The organism is Clostridium sp. (assembly GCF_017888565.1).
Classification (GTDB): Bacteria; Bacillota; Clostridia; order Clostridiales; family Clostridiaceae; genus Clostridium.
Map to the genome: position 1 here is coordinate 1 of NZ_JAGHFX010000054.1, position 4271 is coordinate 4271.

The 4271-nt window shown below is 22.8% G+C and carries 7 protein-coding genes; all 7 read left to right on the plus strand.

Going from position 1 to position 4271, the window contains the following annotated elements; all coding sequences use genetic code 11:
- Positions 1 to 196 (plus strand): hypothetical protein (locus tag J7M87_RS09740; RefSeq protein WP_291650867.1); only part of this gene is annotated, 196 nt, incomplete at its 5' end.
- Positions 197 to 221: 25 nt separating this feature from the next.
- Positions 222 to 389 (plus strand): hypothetical protein, encoded by a 168-nt coding sequence (locus J7M87_RS09745; RefSeq protein WP_291650868.1) that lies wholly within the window; start codon positions 222 to 224, stop codon positions 387 to 389.
- A gap of 377 nt (positions 390 to 766) precedes the next feature.
- Positions 767 to 1186, plus strand: coding sequence for a hypothetical protein (locus J7M87_RS09750; RefSeq protein WP_291650869.1), 420 nt, complete (start codon positions 767 to 769; stop codon positions 1184 to 1186).
- Between the two features lie 96 nt (positions 1187 to 1282).
- Positions 1283 to 1792: an LURP-one-related family protein gene (locus J7M87_RS09755; protein WP_291650870.1), complete on the plus strand. Its 510-nt coding sequence runs from the start codon at positions 1283 to 1285 to the stop codon at positions 1790 to 1792.
- A gap of 464 nt (positions 1793 to 2256) precedes the next feature.
- A complete protein-coding gene (locus J7M87_RS09760) occupies positions 2257 to 2760 on the plus strand; it encodes a hypothetical protein (RefSeq protein WP_291650871.1) in 504 nt (167 codons plus the stop codon).
- Positions 2761 to 2764: 4 nt separating this feature from the next.
- A complete protein-coding gene (locus J7M87_RS09765) occupies positions 2765 to 3406 on the plus strand; it encodes a hypothetical protein (protein WP_291650872.1) in 642 nt (213 codons plus the stop codon).
- Between the two features lie 599 nt (positions 3407 to 4005).
- Entirely contained in the window at positions 4006 to 4224 is a 219-nt protein-coding gene (locus tag J7M87_RS09770) for a hypothetical protein (RefSeq protein WP_291650873.1), read from the plus strand.
- Positions 4225 to 4271: the final 47 nt, after the last annotated feature.

Sequence of the window (4271 nt, forward strand, 5' to 3'; positions counted from 1 at the left end):
ACTACCTTTAATTAGTTTTAGTATTTTTTATTTTATATTTGATGAATTAGATAATTACCTAATGAATATTTCTAAACTTTTTATAAATAGCAACATGTATTTTAATATAATAACTATTAGTGCTTTGGTATTTTTAATAGTTATTGTTACTGTTTCTTTAAAATTAAGCAATATTATTTATGACAGAAAAGAATAATTATAATTTATAACGGAGAAAAATTATGAAAAAAGATAAATTAGGAAATTTTTTAATTACAATAGGAAAGGTTATTGCATTAACATCTGTACTATTATCTATATTAAAAGTAATACCTATTAATGGAATAATTCAATGGAGCATGTTAGTAGTAGCAATTATATTTATCTTTACAGGGAATAAATTATCTTAAATTTACTCTTGATAATATAACTATTGCGAACTAATTTAAAAAATATGTTCTTTAAAAATTGAATAGTATGGTATTTACAAAATATGCTACTATATATGATATAAAGGCATTAATGGGAGGAAATATATATGGAGTTTGGTGGATGGTGATCATGGCAAGTTATAACATTAATCATCTGTATTGCTACAGCCATTGGATGTGGTGTAGTAGTTAGTCATAAAAAGAAAAAATAGTTAATAATATTAAACTATTATAAAAATACCGTATTATTCAGAAAAGAGTATGCGGTATTTTCTTGTTTGCAATTCAAAGATAAGACGAGCTAGTTTAAATTTTAAACTACTCGATAAATTGGGAATTTGTAGGAGGATTATAATATGAAAAGAATATTATTTGTCATATCTATGTTTATATTAAGTTTGTTTAGTTTAACAGGTTGCTTAAATATAAAAAATAACATAGAACCAAAACCATCTATAGATGAATCTTCAAGTTATTTACCTGAATTAAATGGAGATTACGCATATTTACATGTGAAAGTACTTGCTAAAGACTATGACGAAAAAAAACTTCAAGTTAAAATTCTTGATTTTGATTCTGTTTCTGGTGTAAATATAGGTGATGTTCCAGTAGGATCAGAAGGGGAATTAGATTGCTCAGACCTACTTATATTTGGAGGATTTAAAGAAGGTGCTGAATTTATTGTATCATACAAAGATGAAAATCAATTCAATTTACCTTTGCATATATACTCTTTAGAAAGCATTGATAATTTTAATGAACGTATTACGAAATAATTAATAAAAGTTGATATTTTTAAATTTAATTGAAAGGTAGTTGAAAGAGAGAATATAATCAATAAGTAATTTATAAAAGATAAGAAGGGTTTAAAAATGAAAACATACTATATTAATCAAAATCTTTCCTTAAATGATAAGTATTATGTATATGATGATAATAATGAACCTTATCTAGAAATAATAAGTAATAATAAATTACTAACTGTTATAGACAGATTATTAGGAGGAATTTTTACATTTGGAAACAAATTATATATAAAAAGTTTAGATGGAAAAGAGTTTGTAACTATAAAAAAGAAATTTGGATTTTTTAAAGAAGAATATGATTTCTATAGTGATAAAAAGATAGTAGCATCATTTAAACAACATATTGTATCAATGAAACCTAAAATATCTATTATTTCAGATAATGATAGGTATTTGGTAAAGGGTGATTTAATGGCTAGAAGTTTTACCTTTTATAAAAATAATATAAGTATTGCGACAGTTAAAAAAGTTCTATTGAGTATTAAGGATAGTTATAAAATTAATATTCTTAATGATGAAGATGAAATTATATGTTTAGCTATATTAATAGCTATTGATAATTCAATTCATAATTGAAAATTTTATGAAGTACAATAAAGCAATAAATATATAGTTCATAATTTTAAATTAAATATCAATCATTAAAAATACCGTATTATTCAAAAGGAATATGTGGTGTTTTTTTTTCGCATTTCAAAAATAATAATTCAAAAAATTACTAGTATTTTGATATTATTGTTAACTAAATGATCTCTGAAAAGTGAATATACGGTATTTTTTAGTGAGCAATTCAAAAAAAGATTTTTAGATTTATTTCCAAATAAGCAATAATAATATTCTTTGAGAATTGAATAGTAATATATTTACAAAATATATTATGAGAAGTTTAAAATATTTATATTATGGATTCTAGGTAAATAAAATTATAACATTTTAATTTGTCTTTTTAATAAGTATGCTAGAAGTGATAACTATTCATTAATTAGTAATTAATGAATTTACTTAATAAATTAGATATAAGAATAAAAGGGGGAAAGAGAATGTATAGATATAAATTAGTTAATAATGATGAATTTAAAATATCTTATAAAAAATATCTAAAAAAAAAACTTTTAAAAGGTAGCTTAATTATTATTGGAGCAGTTAATCTTATAATATTTATATTATTATTTTTATTTTTAAAAAAAATGTATAAATCACAAATAATAATATTTATATGTATAGCTAGTATAGCATTAGTACTAGAATCATTGATATTTTATATTTCTTACAAGAAAGAGAGTAAAAGAATAGTAAATAGTATACCTAATGGTGAAATGAATATTTCTTTTGATGAAAAAGGAATATCACTTTATCAGGAGGATAGATTAAGACATGTTAAATGGCAGGCAGTAAAAGAAGTTATTGTAGATGAAGATAGTTTATTATTACAATTCAAGGTTAATGGAGTACCAGGAAATTTCTTTTATTTCAAATTCTTTGATGTTCAAAGGGAGGAATTAATTAAAGATATTGAAAAATATATAAAAGTGAAAGGGCGTTAATAATATGAGATTTGAGTTTAAACCATCTGAAAATATTATAAGTTTTCGAGAATATTTAGGTTATTTAATGCAAACATCACCAGGTATCATCATATATAGAAAAACTATTTTTACATCTAGTGTACTAGTTGTATTTTCTATAATTACTTGCTTATTAAGTCACTATTATAGATATTTTACTTATGTACTTACAGCAATAATTGGTATATTTATATTTTATTTTTTAGTAATTTGGCTAATAACCAAATTAATTAAAGCAAGAAAAAATAAAGTGATAAAAAATAATAATCTATATTGTGATATTGAAAGTAAATTTTATTTCACTATAGAAGATGGTTATTTAATAAGAGAAAATGAGTTTAGTAATATTAAGATTCAATTAAGTAAAATTAAATATGTTAAGCTTTTAAATCATGGACTAATTCTATCTACAGAAAATGAAAATGTTTCTCTTTTTATTCCAATTGATATATTGCCTATTACATTAGAAGCGTTTATATCATTCCTTAAGGAGAAAAATAATTCTATTATTGTACTTGAAGAATCCAAAAGATTAAAAAGGCTATCCCAAAAAATATATATGATATTTGGAGTTACCTTTATATTAGCTTGTATTTTTAGCTTTTTTATCGGAAAGTATAATTAAGAATATAACTTAAAAAAATACGATTTAATAATGTAAAGTGATTTAATTAAACAAGATAATAATATCTATCTTTATGAAATTGAACACTTAGGAATTCCATTAGTTTTCCTAAATAAATGGAAAGTAGTAATATTACGTTACTATTTTTAATAAAGGATTTAAGTTTTATGTTAAATGAAAGTGAAACTAACATTTTAAAAGAAAGATTTATGAATACAGAAAAAGAATAATACTATATTGACAGTGGATAGCAAGTCACTTATTAAATAATAAGCCAAATAAAATTTTTTAATTTAACCACATACTTATAACATTTAAATAAGTACGGAATTTAATATATTCAAATATGTAAGAAGTCCTTAGGGACTTCTTTTTTATCTTGTTTTTTTGAAGCACTAGCCTATCATATTTCCGTTCAAGTTGTAAAGCCATTCCATAAAATTTTTTGTCGGCCAACTGGATCTGCAGTTAGCAGCCAAAAATTTTTATTCCATTTTCCTTTACAACTCACTCCAATATGTAGTCTTAGGCTCAACAAAAAAACAACAACACGACGGTAGGAGTGCTAATTTAAAGTTTATATTTTAGGAGTTGATAGTATGTGCCAATACAAAATTTTCTTATCTGCTACTGATAAAAAGATATCTGATAAATCAAAAATGAGAGTTGACCTTTTGGGGGATATGAAAATTAAAGATATTGAGGAATTAAAAGATTTCAATATTTTATATGTTTCCCAAGGGCATGAAGATTTAGTATCTATTAAAGGTAAAGAAGTACCTCGTAAAGTTAGATATATACAAGTTTTCAAAAGATAGTTTCGATTTATTGAAAGGGGGTGATTTGGTGAAAAAAAAGAAAAAAA

Excerpts from the sequence above, each read along its gene's own strand:
- J7M87_RS09755 (WP_291650870.1), top strand. The coding sequence starts at position 1,283 with ATGAAAACATACTATATTAATCAAAATCTTTCCTTAAATGATAAGTAT.
- J7M87_RS09770 (WP_291650873.1), top strand. The coding sequence starts at position 4,006 with ATGTGCCAATACAAAATTTTCTTATCTGCTACTGATAAAAAGATATCT.
- J7M87_RS09765 (WP_291650872.1), top strand. The coding sequence starts at position 2,765 with ATGAGATTTGAGTTTAAACCATCTGAAAATATTATAAGTTTTCGAGAA.
- J7M87_RS09745 (WP_291650868.1), top strand. The coding sequence starts at position 222 with ATGAAAAAAGATAAATTAGGAAATTTTTTAATTACAATAGGAAAGGTT.
- J7M87_RS09750 (WP_291650869.1), top strand. The coding sequence starts at position 767 with ATGAAAAGAATATTATTTGTCATATCTATGTTTATATTAAGTTTGTTT.
- J7M87_RS09760 (WP_291650871.1), top strand. The coding sequence starts at position 2,257 with ATGTATAGATATAAATTAGTTAATAATGATGAATTTAAAATATCTTAT.